This window comes from Colwellia demingiae (assembly GCF_007954275.1).
Taxonomy (GTDB): domain Bacteria; phylum Pseudomonadota; class Gammaproteobacteria; order Enterobacterales; family Alteromonadaceae; genus Colwellia; species Colwellia demingiae.
On sequence record NZ_VOLT01000005.1, the window covers coordinates 222,925 to 246,944 of the forward strand.

Annotated in this window: 20 protein-coding genes and 1 pseudogene; 9 read left to right on the forward strand and 12 right to left on the reverse strand. The window is 38.2% G+C overall.

Going from position 1 to position 24,020, the window contains the following annotated elements; genetic code table 11:
- The first annotated feature begins 206 nt into the window (after window positions 1-206).
- Window positions 207-1,619 (forward strand): alpha-amylase family protein, encoded by a 1,413-nt coding sequence (locus ESZ36_RS11530; protein ID WP_146787878.1) that lies wholly within the window; start codon window positions 207-209, stop codon window positions 1,617-1,619.
- A gap of 78 nt (window positions 1,620-1,697) precedes the next feature.
- On the opposite strand, the gene ESZ36_RS11535 is transcribed toward ESZ36_RS11530, so the two are convergent.
- Both ESZ36_RS11535 and ESZ36_RS11540 read right to left on the reverse strand, forming a co-directional pair.
- On the reverse strand, window positions 1,698-2,123 hold the full coding sequence (locus ESZ36_RS11535; RefSeq protein WP_146787881.1) for a MaoC family dehydratase: 426 nt from the start codon (window positions 2,121-2,123) through the stop codon (window positions 1,698-1,700).
- A gap of 454 nt (window positions 2,124-2,577) precedes the next feature.
- Window positions 2,578-3,270 carry a PEP-CTERM sorting domain-containing protein gene (locus tag ESZ36_RS11540; protein ID WP_146787884.1) on the reverse strand — a complete coding sequence of 231 codons (693 nt, stop codon included), beginning with the start codon at window positions 3,268-3,270 and terminating at the stop codon, window positions 2,578-2,580.
- A 700-nt stretch (window positions 3,271-3,970) separates the two neighbouring features.
- Here ESZ36_RS11540 and ESZ36_RS11545 point away from each other — a divergent pair.
- From ESZ36_RS11545 to ESZ36_RS11555, 3 genes are all read left to right on the forward strand, one after another.
- Entirely contained in the window at window positions 3,971-6,256 is a 2,286-nt protein-coding gene (locus ESZ36_RS11545; protein WP_146787887.1) for a marine proteobacterial sortase target protein, read from the forward strand.
- Window positions 6,240-6,818 carry a class GN sortase gene (locus tag ESZ36_RS11550; protein ID WP_146787890.1) on the forward strand — a complete coding sequence of 193 codons (579 nt, stop codon included), beginning with the start codon at window positions 6,240-6,242 and terminating at the stop codon, window positions 6,816-6,818. Before ESZ36_RS11545 ends, ESZ36_RS11550 begins: the two co-directional genes overlap by 17 nt.
- Window positions 6,819-7,044: 226 nt before the next feature.
- Window positions 7,045-7,353, forward strand: coding sequence for a putative signal transducing protein (locus ESZ36_RS11555; protein ID WP_146787893.1), 309 nt, complete (start codon window positions 7,045-7,047; stop codon window positions 7,351-7,353).
- 81 nt (window positions 7,354-7,434) lie between these two features.
- Here ESZ36_RS11555 and ESZ36_RS11560 read toward each other — a convergent pair whose 3' ends face one another.
- A complete protein-coding gene (locus ESZ36_RS11560) occupies window positions 7,435-8,628 on the reverse strand; it encodes an amino acid aminotransferase (RefSeq protein WP_146787896.1) in 1,194 nt (397 codons plus the stop codon).
- Between the two features lie 251 nt (window positions 8,629-8,879).
- A complete protein-coding gene (locus ESZ36_RS11565) occupies window positions 8,880-9,785 on the reverse strand; it encodes an EamA family transporter (RefSeq protein ID WP_146787898.1) in 906 nt (301 codons plus the stop codon).
- A gap of 215 nt (window positions 9,786-10,000) precedes the next feature.
- Here ESZ36_RS11565 and ESZ36_RS11570 point away from each other — a divergent pair, with 215 nt between their 5' ends.
- Entirely contained in the window at window positions 10,001-11,503 is a 1,503-nt protein-coding gene (locus ESZ36_RS11570) for an aminotransferase-like domain-containing protein (protein WP_146787902.1), read from the forward strand.
- Between the two features lie 8 nt (window positions 11,504-11,511).
- On the opposite strand, the pseudogene ESZ36_RS11575 reads toward ESZ36_RS11570, so the two are convergent.
- The 4 genes and pseudogenes from ESZ36_RS11575 to ESZ36_RS11590 form a co-directional block, all read right to left on the reverse strand.
- Window positions 11,512-12,255: pseudogene (locus ESZ36_RS11575) on the reverse strand (alpha/beta hydrolase family protein); the annotation flags it as partial.
- Between the two features lie 67 nt (window positions 12,256-12,322).
- Window positions 12,323-12,793, reverse strand: coding sequence for a DoxX family protein (locus ESZ36_RS11580; RefSeq protein WP_011044156.1), 471 nt, complete (start codon window positions 12,791-12,793; stop codon window positions 12,323-12,325).
- Window positions 12,794-12,886: 93 nt separating this feature from the next.
- A complete protein-coding gene (locus tag ESZ36_RS11585) occupies window positions 12,887-13,201 on the reverse strand; it encodes a thioredoxin family protein (RefSeq protein ID WP_011044157.1) in 315 nt (104 codons plus the stop codon).
- Window positions 13,202-13,225: 24 nt separating this feature from the next.
- A complete protein-coding gene (locus tag ESZ36_RS11590) occupies window positions 13,226-13,711 on the reverse strand; it encodes a YHS domain-containing (seleno)protein (protein ID WP_146787908.1) in 486 nt (161 codons plus the stop codon).
- Window positions 13,712-13,843: 132 nt separating this feature from the next.
- Between ESZ36_RS11590 and ESZ36_RS11595 the strand changes: the two genes are divergently transcribed.
- The 3 genes from ESZ36_RS11595 to ESZ36_RS11605 all read left to right on the forward strand — a co-directional run bounded on the left by ESZ36_RS11595 (window position 13,844) and on the right by ESZ36_RS11605 (window position 16,244).
- Window positions 13,844-14,665: an AraC family transcriptional regulator gene (locus ESZ36_RS11595; protein WP_146787911.1), complete on the forward strand. Its 822-nt coding sequence runs from the start codon at window positions 13,844-13,846 to the stop codon at window positions 14,663-14,665.
- Between the two features lie 291 nt (window positions 14,666-14,956).
- Entirely contained in the window at window positions 14,957-15,340 is a 384-nt protein-coding gene (locus tag ESZ36_RS11600; RefSeq protein WP_146787914.1) for a VOC family protein, read from the forward strand.
- A 223-nt stretch (window positions 15,341-15,563) separates the two neighbouring features.
- On the forward strand, window positions 15,564-16,244 hold the full coding sequence (locus ESZ36_RS11605) for a helix-turn-helix transcriptional regulator (protein ID WP_146787917.1): 681 nt from the start codon (window positions 15,564-15,566) through the stop codon (window positions 16,242-16,244).
- 95 nt (window positions 16,245-16,339) lie between these two features.
- Here the strand turns inward: ESZ36_RS11605 and ESZ36_RS11610 are convergent, their stop codons facing one another.
- Together ESZ36_RS11610 and ESZ36_RS11615 are read right to left on the reverse strand one after the other, a co-directional pair.
- A complete protein-coding gene (locus tag ESZ36_RS11610; protein WP_146787920.1) occupies window positions 16,340-17,638 on the reverse strand; it encodes a DEAD/DEAH box helicase in 1,299 nt (432 codons plus the stop codon).
- 230 nt (window positions 17,639-17,868) lie between these two features.
- Entirely contained in the window at window positions 17,869-18,273 is a 405-nt protein-coding gene (locus ESZ36_RS11615; RefSeq protein WP_146787923.1) for a hypothetical protein, read from the reverse strand.
- A 420-nt stretch (window positions 18,274-18,693) separates the two neighbouring features.
- On the opposite strand from ESZ36_RS11615, the gene ESZ36_RS11620 reads away from it, so the two are divergent.
- Entirely contained in the window at window positions 18,694-22,110 is a 3,417-nt protein-coding gene (locus tag ESZ36_RS11620; RefSeq protein ID WP_146787926.1) for a DEAD/DEAH box helicase, read from the forward strand.
- Window positions 22,111-22,330: 220 nt separating this feature from the next.
- On the opposite strand, the gene ESZ36_RS11625 is transcribed toward ESZ36_RS11620, so the two are convergent.
- Together ESZ36_RS11625 and bufB are read right to left on the reverse strand one after the other, a co-directional pair.
- Entirely contained in the window at window positions 22,331-23,134 is an 804-nt protein-coding gene (locus tag ESZ36_RS11625) for an HvfC/BufC family peptide modification chaperone (protein WP_146787929.1), read from the reverse strand.
- Window positions 23,135-23,998, reverse strand: coding sequence for an MNIO family bufferin maturase (bufB, locus tag ESZ36_RS11630; protein ID WP_146788429.1), 864 nt, complete (start codon window positions 23,996-23,998; stop codon window positions 23,135-23,137).
- Window positions 23,999-24,020 lie beyond the last annotated feature (22 nt).

Genomic DNA, 24,020 nt, shown 5'->3' on the forward strand with positions numbered 1-24,020 from the left:
ACTGACCTTTTTAAGCCAAATAGTTACGCATAAGAGTGCAGCAAAAGTACTGGCGTCTACGTTTAACTGAGCTGCTCAAGTTCACTTATGAATACGTATGTAGGGGGATTGCTAACTATCACCGCTTAATTTACGCTCAATTTAGTTGCTAATTCAGAAGTAAGTTTCAGCAACAAAAAGTTTAAAATAATATAAACGAGGAATGCATGAAATCTACACCCCTATTGAAAAAGTTCACCCAAGCATCAATCATCGCCAGCTCACTATTATTCAGTCAAGGATCATACGCTGATACCATACTGCATGCTTTTAACTGGACCTATGATGACGTTGCAACCAAAGCACAAGAAATTGCTGACTTAGGCTACAAAAAAGTACTTGTTTCGCCAGCATACAAATCTTCAGGTGATCAGTGGTGGGCTCGTTATCAACCACAAGACTTTAGAGTTATTCATAGCCCTCTAGGCGATACCAACGACTTTAAAGATATGGTTAATGCCCTAAAAGCCAAAGGCGTTGAAACTTACGCCGACATCGTATTCAACCATATGGCGAACGAATCATCTCAACGCTCAGATTTAAACTACCCAGGTACAGCGGTACTCGCTACTTATACTGCCGATAGCACTTATTACAATTCAATTAAGCTATTCGGCGATCTACAACAGGGTAGCTATGGTGCAAATGACTTTCATCCAGCAGGATGTATTACTGATTGGGGCAACCCCGGCCATGTACAATATTGGCGACTTTGTGGCGGCAATGGCGATGTTGGATTACCAGATTTAGACCCGAATAACTGGGTTATTTCGCAGCAACAAGCTTACTTACAAGCGTTAAAAACAATTGGTGTAACTGGCTTTCGCGTTGATGCCGCGAAACATATGAGCAACTATCACATTAATGCGGTATTTAATAACGACATCAAAAATGGCATGCATGTATTTGGCGAAATCATTACCTCTGGCGGCGCTGGTGACAATAGCTACGACGCTTTCCTAGCGCCGTATTTAAATGACACTGGTCATAGTGCTTACGACTTCCCATTATTTGCCTCACTGCGTGGTGCCCTTGGTTTTGGCGGTTCAATGAACCAACTTGTTGACCCTGCCGCTTATGGGCAAGCATTAACACCTGATAAAGCCGTAACTTTTTCAATAACCCACGATATTCCAACCAATGAAGGTTTTAGATATCAAATAATGAATGCTACCGATGAAGTGTTAGCCAACGCCTACATTATGGGTCGTGATGGCGGTACGCCGATGATGTACTCAGACCATAACGAAAGTAACGACAACAACCGTTGGTTAGATTTATACAAACGCTCAGACGTTGTTGGCATGGTGAAGTTTCACAACACTGCACAAGGCCATGGCATGCAAGTGATGAGCTTTAACGACTGTATTATTTTATTTAAACGTGACCACATTGGTGTGGTAGGTATTAACAAATGTGATAACGGCCAAGATGTTTGGGTGAATACCGCAGAGCACAATTTATGGTGGAATAAAAATTACCGTGATGTCGTTGGCGGTGCTGATTTACAAATTATTAACAGCCAATGGCATAAGTTTTACTTACCAGGGCGTAAAGCCAGAATGTGGTTAATGGAATAGACTCTAAAAACCATTAGCTCTATCACAAACGCTGCTTATACCGTTTACATTAACGTAGCGTTTGTCATTTCAGGCATTTTATAAATGCTGCTTTTTAGGCGGCATCACGGTTGCTAGCCCTTCAGCGACAACTTTACCCGCTTGATTAACTAAGGTGCAACGTAATTTAACGATATTTTTGTCTTTAATTATCTCAACTACTTCACACGTGGCAATTACGGTATCATCAATAAAAACAGGCGCTGTAAACTTACTTTCTTGCCCCAGATATATAGTGCCTTCTCCGGGTAACTTCTCCCCTAACAATGCCGAAACAGTGCTTAATACAAACGCGCCATGAACAACGCGTTGACCAAAGACACTGTTTTTTGCTGCAATATCATTAATATGTACGGGATTCCTATCTCCTGAAATTTCCGCAAATAACATCACATCTGAATTGGAGAAGGTTTTTTCGAAATGATCTTTTTGACCTAGATGTAACTGCTCAATTGTAAAAGACAAATTAACTCCTTTAATTTATACAATGACCACAGATAAAGCGATAACCGCTTAGTATGGATTCTTCTTAGTAATATCACATAATTTCATAGCTTTATAAACTACAAATAGTTGGTTTTAAGTTTGGTAGAGGTATTTTAGACGTGAATTTATCTTAATAGATAGTGCGCTTAGCCACCATAGAGGTCATTCATTATCAAATTATTAATGCTACTTTTGTGCGCTTAGTTGACTGTAGTTGGTTCACATTCTTAGGGTCAACAGTTTCGTTGAAAAGGGACATTTTTATGGGAAATATCCAAGGGCTCATGAACACCACAATAGATATGTAATTTCAGAGCTAATTTAGGGGGTAGTGATTCCTTTATTTCATCAAGCTGACATTAACCAATCACTAGAAAAAAAAACACCAATCATGACAATTGATGTTTTCTATAATCAAAACTTAAAAACTAAATTAAGATTGTTTCTTAAGTCTACGTGCTGCTAACCCCATAATGCCTAATGCAAAAATAGCAAGGCTAGTAGGTTCTGGTACGCTAGTTAAGTCACCATTTATCACAAGATTATCGAACCCTGCATTGTTTCCATTCCCTTCTCCACTACCTGTCAATCTAAGAATGTAATCATTGCTAGCTAAAAGAGAATATCCCTCAAGATCTACGCTGACGTTATGGCCGTTAGGGTTAGTGAAGGCCCCATTATTGGCATATATATCATCAAGTAAAGTGAATTCTTTAAGGAGCGTATTGGATGAATCAAATAGTGATATTGCAATATCTAGGTTTCTTTGTTGGCCTTGGAAGTTACCACTGTTATTAAATATATAAGCATCTAATGTTAGAGATGATAAGGATATATTATTTAGAGATAGCACATTCAATGCTATATTTACTATCCAATCTCCTTCATTAGAAAGGTTGCGGTCTACAGCAAACTTGTCTGCTGAGTCAGTTGTATCAAATAAGTTATAATCAGCAGATAAATCACCTGGTGAACTTAAGCCATCTAGAATCCAATCTAGAGTTGAAGCTGTATCTCCAGCAACAGTGCGATCATCAAAATCTGTCGATGCAATAATTCCAGCATTAGCGCTACTAGCTAACATTATCAGTCCGACTACAGCCGTTTGTAAAAATTTATTTTTCATTTGTATTTCCTTTTAATACCTTGCCACTCATTTTGGTAGGTAAATACTAAAATAGTAATCAATCAATCAATCTACGTATTTCAATACAAAAAATGCGCCAACTTTAAAAAAACCAATATTTTCAATGTTATGGTCGATAATGTGCATTTTAATATAATTACACTGTAAAATAATTCGACACAAACAAACTTGTCAATCACTTGAGTTAATTGAGAAATATTAACAAACAATCATTTAAAATAATTTTAATACACATATGTAATAAGATGGCCGAATATCACCTAAAACTATATGATAATCATCAAAAGGTTCTGTTTTAACTACGTAAAAAACCACCTCTGTAGTTTTATTGATTAAAACACAATGGTGGTAATGATTTTATTCTCCATGTAAATACCACTGTAAAACAGTGACTAAATGATTTTAGCCACCTATCACTAACTTGTAATTATATGCTTTGGATTGTAGTTATTTGGTATATCTCAATATCCTAAAGTTCCCGCCAAGACAACGCGGGAACGATAATATCAATGACACTTACAACAACGGCCGCAATGAATCAACAATATTTTTTCCTGTGTTTACGCTGAACTTGCCATATTTTCGCCACACTTCATCAGTACTCTGCCCTTAAGCTGACACGAGTAACGCTCATTACTTTGCTTTAATACTCTGTATCAACTAAAGACAAGAGCAAGTGATGTTTACTTCTAAGAAAAACCTACAACTTATCGATTATAAAAATTCGTATTATTGCCAACAACAGCGCAAAAAACGACGCTATAAATGGTTAAAAATTTCACTTTTTTTATTACTTATCATCTCACTTGCCTTGGTTTTCATGCCTTTTGCACAAAGTAATCAATTTGATTCTAAGGAACAAATAAAGCGAGATAATGCCCTTATTCATGGCCCGCAATTACTCTTTGAAAATCCTGATAAAAGTCCAAACAAAAGTCAGGGTCAGAGCCCAAACTCAGCCATGCGTGCAACCTTCCCTGTTGATATTGAAGCCAACATTGAAATTAATGGTTTAGTTGCTTACGCAGAAATAAAGCAAACCTTTATTAATCCCTACAATATTGCGTTGGCGGGAAAATACCAGTTTCCTTTACCTGAAAACTCAGCAGTTAAACAGTTAAAGATAAAAATTGGTGATGTAGAAATACTTGGCGAAATAATGGAAAAAAAAGCAGCAAAAGCCATTTACCAAAAAGCCAAAAAACAAGGACGAAAAGCAAGTTTAGTCGAGCAACAACGTCCGAATTTATTTACTAACAAAATAGCGAATATTCCGGCGCAGTCAACCGTTGTTGTTACGTTAAAATTTATCATGCCTGTCTCGTTCTCTCAGGGTAAATTCAATTTACGACTACCTCTTGCACTAACCGATAGGTACCAACCAAAATCAGCATCTTACTCGTCTGAGCAATCGTCTGGGCACTCAACTAAAGAATTACCTGAGCCATTTAAAACATCAACCACACGTTCACCAACCACCCATGTTCGATCAGTTGCGCGTAGTCAATCATCAATAAACATTGTATTAAACTCAGGTATTCCCATCACGTCTATTGTCAGTGATAGCCATAAAATACATTCACGTGAGTTAAACAGTGAGCAAAACGCTTACTTTATTACGTTAAATAAAACACAGGTAATATCTAACAAAACGTTTGATTTAACTTGGCAATTAATTGCCAGTAATCAACCTCAAATCAGTAGCTTTACCCAAGAAGTTTCAGGTGAGCATTATACTTTATTGACCTTTTTCCCGCCTGAACAATCCGTAGCGCAAGTGATAGCAAGAGATATCATTTTTATCATAGATACGTCAGGCTCAATGCAAGCCGGTTCGATGGAACAAGCGAAAGCGAGTCTGCAACTCGCCCTATTACAGCTTAATAATAAAGACAGTTTCAATATTATCGCTTTCGATCATGAAACCGAATTACTGTTCCCTGTCACTCACATGGCCTCAACAAACAATATCTCAAAAGCACAACAATTCATTGATAACTTAAGTGCAAATGGTGGCACTGAAATGTACCGACCATTAAGTAACGCTTTAATGATGAAAAAAGATAAAGCGCAGTCCGCAAAAGCAATTCGCCAAATAGTTTTTATTACTGACGGCGCTGTCGCTAATGAATTTGAGCTTATGCAATTACTTAACAATGCCCAAGAAAATTTTCGTTTAAACTTTCGTTTATATACGGTAGGAATAGGCGCAGCACCCAATGGTTACTTTATGAAAAAAGCGGCTCAATTTGGTCGAGGAAGTTATGTGTTTATTCAAAATAACAGAGAAGTGCAGCGAAAAATGAGCCACTTAATGACAAAAATAAGCCAACCTGCACTCACTAATATTGCCTTAACACTTGATAACCAAGTTCACCAGCAAGTAGAGGTTTATCCTAAAAAAATCCCTGATTTATATTTTGGTGAGCCGTTGCAAATAGCCCTTAAGTCCCAGTTCCCTATCACCAGTATTCAATTAACCGCTGAAACAGTATCAACACCTTTCTACCAGCAATTAGTCATTGATGATCGCAAGCCATCGAAAGGTATTTCATCACTTTGGGCACGGCGTAAAATAGAGAGTTTACTCGACAGTCTTATTGTTGGAGCAAATAAAGACAAGGTAAAGTCTCAGGTTATCGCCACTTCCCTCAATCATCAAATAATATCGCCTTACACCAGTTTTATTGCGGTAGAAAAGCAGCCAGAAGTTTCGTCTTTGCTCGCAAAAAATGACTTGTCATCTGTCAAAAAATCTCGAAATAACGCGATAAAAGCTCATGAGAGTTTACTGGTAGCAATGCCTAAAACATCCCTTGATTGGCAATTACAGTTTTTGATTGGCATAGCGCTAATGTTACTTAGCTTTGTTTTGATGAAGATCAGAAACTTAGCTTGGTTCACTAGTGCTCGGTTGACTAATAAAGCTTTTAAGTTGGTAAGTCGTAATGAAAAACCTCATTAAGACATCGCTACTTGTCACTGGCAGCTTGCTTTGTCTTCATGCGAGCTGGCTGCCTTTCAAAGGCTGGCTCTCTGAGCAATTAATAAGTTACAGCTGGCATCAGACCATCGATTTGAAGCAAAAGACTAAACCTTGGCCGTGGGCAGATACTTATCCCATTGCAGAGCTTTCATTTGAACGTTTAAACAAACGTGTGGTTGTGCTTAACGGCGGGGATCCAACCACATTAGCTTTTTCAGCCGGTGCTATTGCTCCTTTTAATCAAGCCAGAAGCGCTCAACCTTTTGTTGTTGCAGGACATAGAGATAGTCACTTTTCATTTTTAGACGAGGTAGTTATGAACGATATAATCTCATTAGCTGACAAACATGGCCAAAGCCAGCTTTACCAAGTTGAAGCAATTGATATTGTTGATGCTTCAACAGGCGAACTACCTATTTTGGCAGATGATTCACAGTTAATTTTAATCACTTGTTACCCTTTTACTAATACTCGCAATATAGGGAATGTTGCTGACAGTGATAGTAATGAAAGGTATGTGATAACAGCAAGATTGCTTTGAATGCCTTTTGTAATAAGTTTCATATAAACACGATAATGAACTAACTTAGCTATAACGAGACTAACCTAGTAACCAAAAGACAATGGATCTTCGACTAGAGACTTCGAAGATGACGTGATTAATCGCTTATTGAGTGAAGTACTTAGGCAATAAAAGAAATTATTTTTCTTCCTAAAGGTTCTATTATTAATATAACTCCTACTTTCATTAACAAAGAGCAGTGCCTATGAAATTAATTTATAGTAATGAAAATCAATTTTTAGTGAATAACGCTAAAAACATTCTTGAAAATCATAATATAGAAGTCACTTTAAAAAATGAGTTTGCCTCAGGTGCTGCGGGTGTATTAGCGCCTATAGATACTTGGGTAGAGTTGTGGATAATTAATGATTCAGACGAAGAGAGAGCGGAAATGACCTTAGCAAAGGCGTTAAAGCAGCAAGGAGAGCACGATTGGTTTTGTCAGCAGTGCCAAGAACAAAATGATGCCTCTTTTGACAGTTGTTGGCAGTGCCAAAATGAAAAGGCGTCATAGTACGCAGCTTATGTAGCTGCGACACTTATGCTATCGTATTGCGCTTATAAAATATTGCACATCACCGTTGAGTGACTTAAGTTATTCAACTGCTCGCGTTACCGCTAAAACACTCGTTACAAGATAATCAATATCTTGTTCAGGAATTGAGGCAAGATTAATTCGTCCGTTATTCAAGCCATATACCGCATAGTCAACCCGCAAACTTTCCATTTGCTCTTCTGTTGCAGGCAACATGGCAAACATGCCCTCTTGAGATAAAATATAGTCAAAATAGTTATCGCCTGAGTGTTGGCGAAAGGCAGCGCAAAGTTTTTTTCTTATGCCTTTAATTTTAACATTTATCTGTGCCAGTTCATCTGACCACATTTTTCTCAACTCAGGCGTTTTCAAAATGGTTTTGACAATTTCAGCGCCATTAGACGGTGGCACCCAATAAGTGGTTTTACTCATAATGGCGAGTTGAGATTGTGCTTTATCTGCTTCTTCTTGTGCTGGACTTAGAATATAAGCCGCGCCTACTCTATCACTGTATACACCGAAGTTTTTTGAACAACTTACGCAAAGAGCTAAGCGTTCAACCGTATTGGCGATAGTAAGTAAACCCGCAGCATCTTCATTTAATCCATCGGCAAAGCCTTGATAAGCCGTGTCGATTAAGGGCAAGAAGTGAGTTGATTTTGATAGCTGGGCAATTTGCTGCCAGTGTTGCGATGTTAAACGTAATCCTGACGGGTTATGACAAGAGCCGTGAAGTAACACCACGTCATTTTCGCCTAATTGCTCTAGTGTATTGAACATGCCCTGTTCATCAAGCGTCATGGTTTTATGGTCAATAAAAGGATATTCCTCATAAGCCAAACCGGCGGCGATAATGGTTGGAATATGATTGGCATACGTTGGATCACTTACCCAAATTTTAGCATCAGGGTTTGCGATTTTAATTAAATCTAATATGGCGCGTAAACCGCCACTGCCGCCTGCTGTTTGGATGCCACTGACATAGCCATTAACGCTTTGGTTTGCAAACACCAGATCTTGTAGTAACTGAACGTACTCTAGATCACCTTTTGAGCCGACATAACTTTTATTTCGTCCTGCATTGGCGAGCAGTTGGTCAGCTTCTTTCACCGCTTTCATTAACAAGGTATTGTCATTGCTATCTTTATAAACACCTACGGTTAAATCAACTTTACAAGGTCTTTCATCTTTAGATGAACGTGCCATCAAGTCGATAATTTCGTCAGCAGCAGGGTGAGGTATATTGGCAAACATAAGAACTTTTCAACTTTAGGTAAATAAATATCAGGGTAATTTAATACAGGTAAATCAAATATCTATTCTACCATCTGTTGTTATTTTTGAAACGACAACTTGCCCTATATCCCCATTACTTTTTAAAAACTGGATCCCCGATTAATACACCACGGGGATGACGACCCATAGCCATGTGCACGTTAATTATTACCTACAGCTAAGCTACTCATGCCCTATTATTGCGCTTGTTCGCTTTTTCTCAATACAATTTATCGTGTTTGTTGCTTTTTTAATTGTTGATTCATTAAGTATGTTTTCAGCTTTTCTGTTTTTAGTAAGCCAATAATTAGTCCCGTAATAATTAATAAACAAGCGAGTGCTTTCACCAGCCCTATTTGCTCTTGGTAAAAAATGGCACTACCCAATAAACCAAAAATAGGCACTAAAAAGGTTAACGGCGCAACGGTGCTTAATGGGTATTTCACTAATAAGCGATTCCAGACCCAATAGCCAAATAGCGTTACCGGATAAGCTTGAAATAACACAGAGAAAATAACAGAGCCATTAGCGAGTGAATTTAATGTCAGTAATTGTTCAGACCCACCGTGTAATAAAGCGAGCGAAAATAAAGGTAAAGGCGCAAACAACATGCCCCAGATACTAAACGCAAAAACCTCTTTGGTGCCTGCTTTTTTAACAAGAATACTGGTAATACTCCATGATAAAGCGGCGATTAAAATAAACAATAAGCCTAACCCTGTCACTGAACCATCGGTTACCGATACGCTTAAAGCCAAGCCTAGAATGGCGACAATGCTACCAATCACTTTGATAGGAGCAACGGTTTCTTTAAGCAAGAAGTAGCCCACTAACAAACTGATAACGACATTCATTTGTAATAGCACAGAAGCCATACCCGCAGAGAGCCCCGCCTGAATTGACCAACTACCCATACCCCAAACACCAATGGCAAAAACGAGTCCATAAGCCACTAAATATCGCCATTTTACCTGTGGTCGTTTAACAAAAAATACCGCAGGAAGGACGGCAAAACTAAAACGTAATGCGGTTAGTAACAAAGGGTCTATTTCACTGACGCCAAGTTTGATCACTGAAAAGTTAAGTCCCCAAATTATCATTACAAAAATGCCGAGTAGTAGATCTCTATTGTTCATTGTCCGTCCTTTTTAATGCCAGATTTAATGCCAAGTTCAATGGCAAGTGGATAAATCGTTTTCTTATAAGTGCAGCTATTATTGACGAAAACAAAAAAGATAACAGATACAATTTATGAAATTAAAAAGAGTACAGTTTGTTCTGACTTTGTTATATGGTTACTGTATTTTACTGCCGAAGCATTAGAAATAATATTAAAAAGGTAAACAAGTAGATGAGATATATTGATCTTGCTGAAATGTGTATTGCAGATATCAGCAGTGGAAAACTGGTGAAAAATAGCCGCATGCCATCGTTAAGAAACTTTAGGCAACAGCACTCAATAAGTATGACCACGGCGCTAAACTGTTACCAGCATCTTGAGTCCTTAGGTTGGATAATTGCTAGGCCACAATCAGGGTATTTTGTTTGTGGGCAACGAATGGCGAATGAAAAACCTGAACTCGTTGCGTTTAAAAGTATTATGACGGATCCAAAACTTCCTGTTGTTAAGCCTTCTTATCAGCATAACGATTCATCTGCTTGCGCAGAAAATAGCCCACACGATGCTGCTAGCGAACATTCGATTTATCACCCCATTAATAAAGAAAATGTGGGTCCGTTGGGCGTTGCTCGTATTTCTAGCGATTTTATCCCGCTAGATAAGTTACAAAATAGTTTTCGTCGGGCACTAAAAAGACAAGGCAGTAATATTAGTTTTTATCCCGACATTCAGGGAGAAAAAATACTGAGAGATACACTGAGTAGCCACTTTAAAAGTTATGACTTTCATATACCCAGCGATGAGTTTTTAATCACAAATGGCTGTATGGATTCAATTCAAACGGCAATAGAAATATGCACTGACATTGGTGATGCTGTCGCTATAAGTTCACCTTGTTTTAATGGTTTATTAGACATGTTAGCGGCACTTGGCCGCAAAGTTGTCGAAATTCCGTCAACTGAGCAAGGCATTGACCTTGTCCAACTTGAACAACACATGAAAAGTAATCAGATTAAAGCGGGCTTGTTTTGTACTTCGCATATGAATCCTCAAGGTATTTCTATGACCGCATTACAGAAGCAGCACTTGGTTAACCTTGCGCAAACCTACAAAATTCCGATTATAGAAGATGATGTTTATATTGAATTAGCGCACGGTAAAGTCATGCCCTTACCTGCCAAACATTGGGATAAACAGGGCTATATTTTATGGTGTGGTTCAGTATCAAAAACCATTGCCGCAGGCTATCGACTAGGCTGGTGCTGGCCGGGTCGTTATATAGCGCAATATTTACAAAAGCGTAAGTATTGTAATCAAGGAGTTTCTTCTCCGGTGCAACTTGGTCTAGCTGATTTTATAAGTAATGGTGATTATGCAAAACATCTAAAAAAATTGCGTGTCGCGATACAACAGCGCACATTGAGTTATCAGCGTTACTTAACACAAAACTTACCTGCTGCCAGTAAAATCAGTGATCCTTCCGGTGGTTTTGTTTTATGGATTCAAGTACCTAATTTAAATGGCCGTAAACTGCTTGAGCAAGCGCATGAATATAGTATTGATATTCGCATTGGTGAGCAGTTTAGTACCCGTGATTTGTATCAAGACTACTTTAGAGTAAACACAGGTTTTATGATAACTGAGAGTCATGACACAGACTCTCAAGCAGAGGTAGATAAACAACTTAACAAGCTAATGTCTTTGGTTAAAATAGCTAGCTCAGAGAGGATTTAAGGCGATGGAATATAACGACTCGCCCACCCTGAAATTGTTTGAGCGACATATTCACTATCGATTGCTTTTGATAAAAGGTGATCCGCGGTGTCTAGGCTAACGAAACTTTTAGGGTGTTTTGCAGCCTTGTAAATTTTCTCTGCATCGGAAATATCTACGGTTAAATCTATCGGTGAATGTAATACCAATAAAGCTTTATTAATATGCTGTATATGTTCTGTCGTTTGATTACGTAAATCATCCAAAAACTGTTTCTTAATGGTAAATTCACGTGAGCCTAAACTAACTTTCGCCGAGCCACTTTGCTCTATTTTTTCCAGGTGTGCATCAAAGTTATGTATGACATGACTTGCTTCATACGGGGCACCAATGGTCACTACACCTTTGACTTTAGGAAGTTGTGAAGCCATAGCTAAAACAGCTGCGCCGCCAAGACTGTGACCTATTAAAAGTTGAGGGGCCTCATAATTCTGTTCAAGAAAATATGCAGCTGATAGTAAATCTTCAGTATTAGATGAGAAATTAGTATTAGCGAAATCACCGTCACTATTCCCTAAGCCAGTGAAGTCAAATCGAAACACAGCAAAACCATGTTTCACCAAAAATCGACTAATTCTTGATGCTGCAGCCACATCTTTACCACAGGTAAAGCAATGAGCAAACAAAACATAGGCTCGTATTTCTTGTTCTGGCGTTTCTAACAAACCCGCTAGATATTGATCTTGGCTAGGAAACTCAACTTTAGTTCTCATTAATTAATTCCTCAGTTTACTATTAACCTTGCTTATACAAAGACATATAAATTAACTATAAAAAGTGTTAATTTTTGGCGTTAAAGAGCTGTATTTCAACCAGACGGTCTAGCGCTAAACGTCCGCCATTAAAAATGACAACTTGTGCTAATAAAACGCCCCATAAGACATGTTCGGCATAAGCTACAGGGGCAATTTCCTCTAAACTTATCACGGCAACAATATTAACAAAGAATAAACCTAAGGCTGAAAAACGACTTGCTAAGCCTGCCATCAATAACAATGGCAACACAATTTCTGCAGCTGTTCCTAAATAAGCAGCTAACTCAAACGGCAATACAGGTACTTGATATTCATATTCAAATAACAATAACGTACTTTCCCAGTCTCTTAATTTAGTCAATCCTGATGAGAAAAATGCCCAACCTACATAAAAACGTGCAGCTAATAATGCAACAGGCTCTAACAGACTTATTTTACCTGCGACATTACGGTAAAAGTGGCTAAGTGATAACAATAAATTTTTTAAGGTATGCATAGTTATTTATCTTTAAAAGTAAAAATTAAGTGATGGTTAATGTTGCACTGATTAATAGTTTATTATTCAGTGCCGCATTGTATAAAATGAGAATTAGGCAAGTTTATCTAACCATTGCATCATTTGTTGTGGTGGCAACCCACCAACACGCTGATCAATAATTTCATTATTTTTCACTAACATCAGCGTTGGTACACTGCGTATACCATAATCTGCAGCAACATTTGCCATATTATCAATATCAATTTTAATCGTGTTAAATCGACCATTCATCAGCCCAGAAACGTCTTCAACTATGGGTGACATTGATTTACAAGGCCCACACCACGAAGCAGTAAAATATAACAGTGAATATTGATGCTGAGATAATAGATCATCTATTGAGTCTGCTGATGTTAGTTGTTTCATAATAAAACCTTATTTAAGTGGATATTAATCGTAAACTTTTTCAATTTGCTCTTCGGTTAACCCTTTAATATCAACCCAATTAATTTGAGCTGTTTCGATGTAACCTGGAATGTCAGTTACCCATTTCTTTTGTACGTCTTTATTTAGGTTTAGGTATAATTTGTCGCCACGGATATGCCAAGCAGTAGGGTCAGTATCGAATTTCTTATTCATCGTTACGCCAAAGGCACAGAAACCACCATACTGTGGTGCGTATTTACTTGGCTCAGATTGAAAAAGGTCACGATTATTAGCCGTTGAAAACTGATAAATAGCGCCGTTGTAAGCTGCTGTAAATTTATCAGAACCTTTCGTTGGTTCGCCTTTTGTAAAGTAAGATACGGTGTCATAGCCTTTAATGGCTAAATCATTGCCATTTGCATTTACTTCAATGTTCGCCGCAAAACTTAAGCTGCTAACTAATAAGGCAGAAGTTGCGAAAGTAGATTTTATCATTGTTGAAAGTTTCATTTTTTGCTCCAATATTTAATTAATAAGGATGTTTTCCTTGGTTGATAATATAGGTCTTTCAATTACCTAAAAGGAATGACATAGTCCTAACTTTGAACCCAATCGTCCAGAATAGTCATAAAGAGAGATAAAATGGATAAACTTTCAGCCATCTTGCAACGCTTTTCGATGAATACAGAGGTTTTCTTTACCGGAAACTTGTGTGGTATTAGCAATTTTAATAAAGAGCCAAATCGAGGACACTTGCACTTACTTCTCAGTGGAGAGTTAACGCTGATTGATGAAGAGGGTAAATCTCGGATGGTTAGTGAACCGACCGTGTTATTTTTTCCAACACCTCATGCGCATCGTATTATTGGTAATGAGGAAAATCCCCCTGAATTGGTTTGCGCCAACATCATTTATAACGAAAGTTCCTCTAATCCAATTGCTAATGCTCTGCCTCCGATGATGTCCTTTAAACTTAGCGACGATGAAAGGTTGAAACAAACTGCAGACTGGTTATTCGAAGAAGCCTTTAACGAACGATGTGGAAAGCTACCCATGATTAATTCGTTAACCAATATGTTTCTTATTCATGTACTTCGTCATGTACTGGATAACAATATTATGCAGCATGGTTTACTCGCTGGTTTAGCTCATCCTCAAGTATCTATTGTTTTACTCGCTATTCATGAAGCACCAGAGAAACAGTGGGGATTAGAAGAAATGGCTGAACTTGCCATAATGTCACGATCAAAATTTGCAGATATATTTAAACGTACCGTTGGTCAAAGCCCTGGAGATTATTTAATTGATTGGCGTATCATTGTGGCTAAAGGTTTATTAAAGAAAAATAAGCCTGTGGCATTAGTTGCCAATGCCGTTGGTTATGAAAACGGATCGGCACTCGCACGAGTATTTAGAAAAAAACTGGGGATATCACCTAAACAGTGGGTTGAACAAACGCGCTAAGTTGATTTCGCTTTGTGGTTGGATTAAACCTTATTAACGCAGCCAACCCTTAAGTTTTATAACGTTCAAGCCTAATTTCGTTCTTCTTTTCTATCACTGTCAAGTAATGATAAGCGCTTGTAGCCATTACTCAAATGTCCTGAAATGAGCACTTTCAAATAGAACAAGTACATCCCCTTAAGTTTACCTTTTCAATAAAAACATAATGACTACTGACACCATGCTGTCAGTAGCACAGTGCTATTGTTCTTTTATCGCAATCAACCCGATTACGAATTAAAGGAATACAATATGTTAGAACATGCACCATTAGTCTGGGCCGAGATATCTGTTACTGATATGAACCGAGCAGTTGCCTTTTATCAAACGCATTTTGCGGTAACATTTAAGCAGGAAGTAATGAATGACATGGAAATGTCTATTGCTGAAACGGCCAATGTAGGTGACCCAAGTTTTGCCCTGTTAAAACACGATATGATGGTGCCAAGCCGAGATGGCAGTACCGTATATTTACATCTTAGTTTGACGTTAAATGACAAAGTGAATGAGATTAAAGCAGCAGGTGTTGAAATTTTATTACCACCGATGCCTATTAAAGATGGCGAATGTGGTTACATTGCTATTTTTGTAGATAGCGAAGGAAATAAAGTTGGGTTGTGGTCTCAAAGTCTGTAATTATATATTTATTTACTTATATTGAGGGTTCATCAAGATGTCTGACTCAACAACAAGATCACAAACTTAATGAAACTGGTATAACTAAAATACACTCTTACCTGTATATAAAAATAATACATATACCCAAATCACTTGAAGATGCGTGTTTCAGGTAGCTTGGGGATAAGCCCAGTTCAATGCTGGGTTTATGACTTATACCAATTGAAGTAATGGGATAATAATGCGTCGTGCAGACAGACTTTTTCAAATTATTCAGTTGTTAAAGAATCGCCGTTTAACTACCGCGAGTTTATTAGCTGAAGTACTCGAGGTGTCTACAAGAACTATTTATCGAGATATTCAAGATCTTATTGCTAATGGTATTCCTGTAGAAGGTGAAGCCGGTGTAGGGTACTTATTACGTCGTGAAGTAGACGTACCGCCACTTATGTTTAACGAGTCAGAACTTGAAGCGATTCAAGTAGGCATGAGAATGGTAGAAGCTTGGGGAGGCAGCGAACTCGCCAGTGCAGCAAAACAAGCAATGATTAAAATATCTGCGGTATTACCTGAAAGACTGCAAACCTTTAACTCATTAATGTTTGCACCTAAGTTTCATGCCAAATCAAATGAATTTCAACATCTAGACCTTTTACGTAAAGCGGCCACGGATAGACAATACCTTCAAATGGATTATGAAGACGCTAAACACGCACAAACCAGTAGAGAAGTACGCCCACTCGCTATCCATTTATGGAGAGGCTGTTGGACACTATTAACCTGGTGTGAACTTAGGAATGACTTTCGGAATTTTCGTATCGATAGGATAGTATTGATTAGCCTCACACCACGATTTTTTCCTGTGGTGGACGGTGAAGAACTCGATGACTTCATCAAGGAAATGCAGAGAAAATATGGATAAATATCATCTCAACTCTCCTTGATTCGAAGCAAACAAGGACTTATACCCAAGTAAGTTGAATCATGCATCTTCAAATTACTTGTGTATAAACAGTATTATTCTGGCTTAGAATATCCTGACCAGATATCAGCATTTATGGTGTTTTTCTTTTTGCGCTTTTTCTTACCTGTGCCTTCAGGCGCTGCCATCGGTTTCTCTACCGCTAGAATTGAATCACCGGTAACTTCTTCGGCTTCAAAACCTTCAACTTGCTCACGTTCAAGTCTGAATTTATTCTTCTTTTCGATCACGGTAAAGTGATGATAATCTTCATGATCGATAAGTGATATCGCTAAACCTACTTCGCCAGCACGGCCACTTCGACCAATACGGTGCATGTAATCTGATGGACTTCTTGGTAAGTTAAAGTTGATTACCACAGGTAGTTTTTCGATGTCTAAACCACGGGCAGCAATATCTGTTGCAATTAATACTTCAATATCGCCAGCTTTAAAGCCATCAAGCACACGGCTACGTTCGCTTTGACCTTTATCGCCATGAAACACTGCGGCAGTAATGCCACGTTTAGCCAATTTTTCAGCTAAGTGTTCACAGTGGTGTTTGGCATTAACGAAAATAAGCGCTTGTCGCCATTGCTCTTGATGAATTAAATGCGCTAACACCGCTGTTTTCTCGCCCTTGTTCACGGTGAAAACACGTTGTACTAACGTGCTGGCATCCGCACTTTGCAACTGTATTTCAATCGGGTTGTTAAGCAGCTCTTGGGTTAGCGTTTTTACTTGTTCAGGAAAGGTCGCTGAAAATAATAAAGTTTGTTTTTTCTTTGGTGTTAACGCTAACAGCGCCGTTAGCTCTTCAGTAAAACCTAGACTTAACATGCGGTCGGCTTCATCAAGTACTAAGGTTTTAACCTTATCAAGCTTGATAGCATTACTTGAAATTAAATCGAGTAATCGACCCGGCGTTGCCACCAAAATATCAGTACCACCACGCAATGCTAGCATTTGAATATTAACTGATACACCACCAAAAACAGCAACGGTTTTAATTTCACCGTTAAAGTGTACTGCATAAGATTTAATACTGTCAGCAACTTGCTTGGCGAGTTCACGGGTAGGTACTAAAATCAGTCCGGTAACAAAGTTACCTTTACTGTTTTTGCTGCCCGCTGAAATGTCAGCGCGTAATTTCTGCAACATAGGCAGTGCAAAGGTGGCTGTTTTACCCGATCCGGTATTTGCCCCAGCAATTAAGTCACGTCCCGCTAATACACTTGGGATAGCTTGCGCTTGAATAGGCGTTGGCTGATGATATTCCAGCTCAGCTAATCGCGCTAATAAGGGGGTAATAAGGCCAAGTTCTGTAAAGGTGGTAGGCGTTGTAACTGTGGTCATTAATGTAAAGGGCTCAAAGGGTAATTAATAGCCGGTTATTTTAGCGTATTTATGCCCTTGTCAGTTAGTGAAATCGCTCAAACTCAGTGGTAATTTTTTTTAGTTCAATGAAGCCAAGTAGATATCGCATTTGAATTGGTGCTATGTTCCAAGAAAATTAACTAGGAACATTGTCAATTCACCTGAATAACGGTGGGTGCCCTCATTATTTTGAACAGCAAAGTATGGCATTATTGTTGGTGTATTAAACCGGTATCATCATTTTCAAAACCATGACAGACATAACCATCTAACTGACGTTTTTTCTTCGATATTTGATGAAAGTGCTCATAACCCACCGAAAAGGCAAAAGGGTTAGCGTTGTAGTCTGCATAAGATTGATCACTACCATTTTTAGCTTCTCTTATTCCTGCAGCAAATGAGCTTAAAAAGTCATCTCTGTTGTTAATAAGGATAGTTGTTGAACCACTTCCTCCTTCAACCAATTCTAATGCACCTAGGTCAATATACTTATCAACGACTGCATTATTGAAATAGCCACTGTATTGCTCAGTTTCAACATCATAGGAAACAGGCGCATCATCTGCAGCTTCCATTAATGAGACAAATAGCTCTCTTACTTTTTTTGAAATCACATACTGTTCCTTGCTTAGACCTTACTGTTTATTGATTTTACTGTTTATTTAGAAAATTAACTAGGTTGTCCCTTGTTAATTTACTTAAATAACAAAGGTACTTTTTCTGAAGCAAAAAAGAGCTGTGACAGGCGTAGCAGGTCATTACGTCAATGGGGTGAGTAACGTAATGTTCATGCTTAAATAAAATCATTGAACATGTTTGATTGAAATACAGTTACCGTACTTATGAATAAGCTGTCTATATGGTACTATCGAGGTTACATAATGAGTGGCCCGCTATTAGCAGTTAACCCTGAAGGTTCTATTGCTGTAATTGATATTTATCATTTTATTGATATTTTTCATCTTATTGATAAAAGATAACGACCCAACTTTTCAACTTACCGATCGATTTGAATTCTTAATAATTAAATACCTATGGCCAAAAACATTTTTACACCTGAATTACTTGAACAACACTTTACCAAAAATGAATGGAAAAAAGGCGCGAGAATTTTTCAGGGAAATGGCGTTAAAACCTGCGCCCTTGACGGTGAAGTAATACGCGGTGTAGTTTTTAGTGAGCGATCGCGCGAATCAAGTTATTTAACGCGTTTAGTCTTTGATGGTAAGTTTGGTGATATTGCCAGTTATTGTGATTGTTATGTCGGTCGCGATTGTAAGCACGGTTCAGCGTTGGCGCATTGTTATATTCACGAACATTTTGACCGAAACAGCATCGCTACCTCAGAAACAATAATAGATAAATGGCTTAACCGTTTTCAAGCTCAGCCAACTAGATACCAGCCCAATACCCAACAAAAATCATTATTATACTTTTTAAAGCCCAACCCATATAACGAAGACGATTTTTTAACCTTAGGTATTAAGTCCGCTCGACCAAAAAATAGTGGCGGTTGGAATAGTTCTATTGGCAGTGAATATTCTGCCAGTTCGTTGATTAATAGTGCCTATGCGAATGACGAGGATGTTGCTGTACTTACCGAGCTTATGCGTACTAACCAGTATGGCGATACCATTAAGTATTTTGATTTATTTGAACGCATTATAAAAACTAATCGTAGCTTTTGGCATACAACGTACGACTTAAGCGAGCCGGTGACGTTAAGTGAGCCACTAGAAGCAGAATGGCAGTGGTTAGCGTTGGGCAACAGTTTACATACGTTAAAGCTTGTTTTAATGCAGCCATCAGAAAGTATTCGTATTATCAAAGCACAGCCACTGTGTTTTTATGATGAACAAAAAAATTGCTTTGGAAAAATTAATACTAATACTCAATGTGATTTTGAAGCAGGTTTACTTAATTCCCCTATTTTTGAAGAAGATAAATTACCCTGGATAATGAGTAAATTATCTATGTCCTTAGGCGATGCAGTGAAACGTTTGCCTAAACCTAAAACAAAATACTCTCAAGAATTAACACAGCCTGATGTGCACTTGCACTTTACTACGCCAGTAGCCTCTAATCGACAAACGGGTTATGTGCAGGTTAATTTTTCCTATCAAGGTAATTTAGTTAATCCCCATGATGAAAACGTTACGATTACGCCATCAAACGTAACTGAGCATAGTATTGATAGTGATGCTGATGCTGAGAGTGATGCCGATAGGAATATTGAGCGTGGTGCTTATAGTAATATTGAGGATGAAGTTGAGCGTGAAAATGAAAGTCCACGCGAGATAAAAATTTATCGTGACTTAGCCTTTGAGCAAACGGTTATTGATAAATTGACCACGCTGAAATTTAACCCTCAGCCTAAACCTAAACGTTACACTTATACTTATACTAGTCAGGACGACTTGAACAAAAGTAAAACTCCTGAATTTGCCATGCTGATGCAAGGCAGTGTCTTGTGGCAACGCTTTTTACATCAAGAATTATCACCACTTGAAGATCTAGGCTGGCATATTACTTTTGCTGATGATTTTTATTATAAAGCGCTTTCTACTGATAGCGTATTTGATGCCGAAGTGATGGAAACCGATGATCATGACTTTTTCTCATTAGGGTTAAACTTAACCATTGATGGTAAAAAAATGCCTGCGTTTCCTATTTTGCTTAGCGCTATTGAGCAGCTACCGAGATCAGCATTGCTTGACCGCGAAAAAGAAAACCTTATTTCTCCTGACTCCCCTATTTATGTAGATTTAGACAATGGTGGTTTTGTTGCCCTACGTTATCAAAGCGTGCAGCCAATATTAAAACAGTTCATTGAACTATTTATGCCTAATGCTTTAAGCCATGATGGCACCATAGAGCTATCGCGCTTTCAAGGGCATCAAACGTTATCAATGTTAGATGACCAAGGCATGATAGCAAAAGGCACAAGTAAGTTAAGAGCGCTGGCTGATAAACTAAAAGACTTTCAACAAGTAACTACGATTCCTGTACCCGAAGGTTTAAACGCGACGTTAAGAACTTATCAGCACCAAGGACTAAACTGGTTACAGTTTTTACGCGAATACCAATTAAACGGTATTTTGGCTGATGACATGGGTTTGGGTAAAACCATTCAAACCTTGGCGCACTTATTAATTGAAAAACAGCAAGGTCGACTGACTAAACCGATATTAATCGTTGCGCCTACCAGTGTTATTTTTAACTGGGCTAATGAAATAGATAAATTTACCCCTCAACTTTCTTATCAAGTATTACACGGCAATAAACGTCATGAGCAATTTGGCTGTCTTGAGGCCGTCGAAGGTGGTGAAAATCAGGTTGATATAATCATCACCAGTTACGCGTTAATTACTAAAGATTTAGCACATTACACTGACCAAAAATTTTATTACCTTGTGCTTGATGAAGCCCATTATATAAAAAATACCAAAACTAAATTATACCAAGCGTTTCTGACACTAAAAGCGCAGCATAAATTGTGCTTAACGGGTACGCCGATGGAAAATCATTTAGGCGAATTCTGGGCACAATTTAATTTTTTACTGCCTGGTTTTTTAGGCGGACAAAGACAATTTACTAAACTCTTTAGAACACCTATAGAAAAACATGGTGAGCTAGAGCGTAAGCAGTTATTAAATCAGCGTATTAAGCCGTTTATTTTACGTAGAACCAAAGACAAAATAGCCACTGAGTTACCACCAAAAACTGAAATAATTCAAACCTTGCGTATTGAAGGTAAACAAGCTGAGTTGTATGAATCGGTGCGCTTAGCGATGGATAGCCGCTTAAAAGATATTATTGCTGATAAAGGTTTAAAACGCAGTCAGATAGAAGTATTGGATGCGTTATTAAAACTAAGACAGGTATGTAATCACCCTAAGTTATTGAAACTGGAAGGCGCTAAAAAGGTAAATCAATCAGCTAAGCTTGAATATTTAATGGAAACACTGCCTGAGCAAATTGATGAAGGCCGTAAAATATTAATCTTTTCACAGTTTACCAGCATGCTCTCTTTAATAGAGGATGAGTTGATCGATGCAGGTATTGGTTATGTTAAATTAACGGGCTCAACCACTAAAAGACAAGAGGTAGTTGATAAGTTTCAACGCGGTGAAGTGCCGGTATTTTTAATTAGCTTACGCGCTGGTGGCGTAGGTTTGAACTTAACAGCAGCCGACACGGTTATTCATTTTGATCCTTGGTGGAACCCTGCGGTAGAGAATCAAGCCACTGATAGAGCCTATCGAATTGGACAAGACAAACCTGTGTTTGTTTACAAATTGATTATTGAAAACTCTATAGAAGAAAAGATTCAAAAAATTCAGCAAAACAAAGCTGAGCTAGCCAAAGCGTTGTTATCTGAAGAAGTGAGTGATAATAAATTGAGTTTAACTGACGATATTTTAGACTCGTTGCTTACACCGCTAAGTTAGTACAAGATAAAATATAAGCTAAGGACTGTTGGTATTTATCGGTTTAAATAAAGGTATTTTCTGCTATCAGATATCGCAGTACTCTGCCCTTTTGAATAGAAAAATTATTTATATGAGTGAGTGACTATTAATCCGTATAGTCACTTCTTTAATTAATCTTTCAGTCACCTAATTACTCAATATTTCAGTCACTCATTCAGCCAATAATTCATTCAGACAGTCACAGTTGAATAAATTCTTGTTTGATTAAGATGCCATCATCTAGCCATCTAAGTAGATAATTTAAGGCCACTTGGCTTGCTTGCTCTTCACTCACTTCTTCGAGTAAAAAATCACATAAAGCGGTAAAACTCGCACCATTTAAAATCATAGTGATCAGGTTATATTCTTGCTCTGGCAAGGAGCGAAACTGCGTCAGGCGATCGTTATTTCGCCAAAGCAACCAGTCGCTGTGCTGCTCTTTTGCTGGCTCAGGAGATTGTTCTTGTTTTAGTGCTTGCCAAGTTTCCACGCTGTTGTAATGAAAGTGCGCCAGTTGAACACTTGGATGAAAGCGAAAAACTAAGTCTGGCCACTGTTCAGGCGGTGTATTTGCGAGTAAGTCACGGGTAAATCGCGTTGCGTCAGCCGCATCAAATGCCACCATAAGTAAACGTTCAAAATGGGCTAATTCGCTAATAATAGGGTGATCTTTAAATGGCGCGTTATTGGCCAAAAACAAAGGTAATTTATCAGCGAAATATCTAAGCGAGGTATTATCAGACGGGTAAGCGTTAATGTAACCTAAGACCATTTGGTCAAATAAATCATCACCAAGAAAAAAACCTAACATTTCATGATCGTTTTCAATGGTCTCTTTCAGTCTTACTTGGTAAGCGTTCTTGTATATATGCAGACGAACGTCACGGGTAATACTGCCGTGGTCCTTAATCTGTTCCATGATAGTAGTCGTGGCAGTGGGATCGTCATCCACTAAATAATTAATTAATTTTTGCTGTAATGATGCTAACGGTAATTTATCCACTTACGTTACTATCTCCCGTTGCTTCACTCGCTCTAGTTGACCTAAGGTGTCGTAAGCAATATTTCGTGCGGTTTCAACTTCAGCTAATAGCTCAGCCAGCGGCGGAATATTATCATCGCGTTCAATCATAGTGCTTACCCAACCAAACCTTTGTAGTGCTTGTTTATATAAAGCCCAAACAGGATCAGCAACCGGATGGTCATGGGTATCGATAACGTAATTTCCGTAATCGGTATGACCCGCTAAATGAAACTGTTTCACCTTGTCTTTGTCGATACCTTCAAGATAATCTTGCGGATCAAACTCATGATTTCGCGCACTGACATAAATATTATTAATATCTAACAATATATTACAACCAGACCGACGAGCAACATTATTGAAAAAATCCCATTCACTCATTTCAGATTCTTTATAAGTAATGTAGCTAGATAGGTTTTCTAATAGGATAGGACGACCTAAAAAATTTTGAACTTGATCAACACGGTCACAAACGTGATTTAATGCTTCTTCGTTATAAGGCAAAGGCAGTAGATCATGGCTGTTCGTTTGATTAACACCAGTCCAACAAAGATGGTCTGAAATCCATTGTGGCTGTAGCTCATTTACCAGGACTTTTAACTTCCGTAAATACTGCATATTTAACGGATCCGTTGAGCCTATAGACAACGATACCCCGTGCATTACCATAGGATAAAGCTCACGAATTGCGTGTAAATAGTGTTTGGGTTTACCACCATCAACCATAAAATTTTCAGAAACAACTTCAAACCAATCAATATTGGGTTTAGTTGATAAAACATCTTGAAAATGATCTGTTCTTAGCCCTAGACCAAAACCGAGGAAATCATCAGGTGGAGCGATACCTTCAACAGCGCTAGAGAGT